1 protein-coding gene is annotated in these 537 nt (G+C 40.0%); it reads right to left on the bottom strand.

Annotated features, from left to right (window positions below; translation table 11 throughout):
* On the bottom strand, window positions 1–537 hold a 537-nt coding region (locus AC1DUW_RS32145), incomplete at both ends, for a TauD/TfdA family dioxygenase (RefSeq protein WP_477644625.1).

Raw genomic sequence — 537 nt, forward strand, 5'->3', positions numbered from 1 at the left:
GTGCAGAATCGTATAATTATTGACGAACTGCATATCCCCTGGCTCCAACATCATGTTATAATGTAAATTCTCATCATGAAGGTGGGAATCCAGTAAGTCTAATGCTTCAATTTCCACTTTTGACAATTGGATGCCTGTTTTTGCTTGTGCTGATTCGATAAATAAACGGACATATCTACAGCTCAGTTTACCTTCATAATAATTAAAGATTGATGATGTAAATACTGGAGGTTCTCCCGGTGCTTCCTCTCCACGACGATCAAAGGAAAATGGACGACAGAGAACTCCTAAATATTCCGGATTCTTCTCCAGAATTTCATTGTAAACAGTCATCGAACTGATGATACTGCTGTGACCTCCAGATTTTCCTTTTCGCAGGCTTAATAATCCAACAACATCAGATCCATCAGCATGAAATGGAAGATGCAGTTTCGTTTGGTAACCACGTACATTAGAATTTTCTAAGCTAAAACCTTGATCTGTGACGTGCCCTAAGAGGTCACCATTTGCGTTTTGCGATACCGGAATGCCCATGTG

It is taken from the genome of Peribacillus sp. P4_C12, from assembly GCF_056402095.1.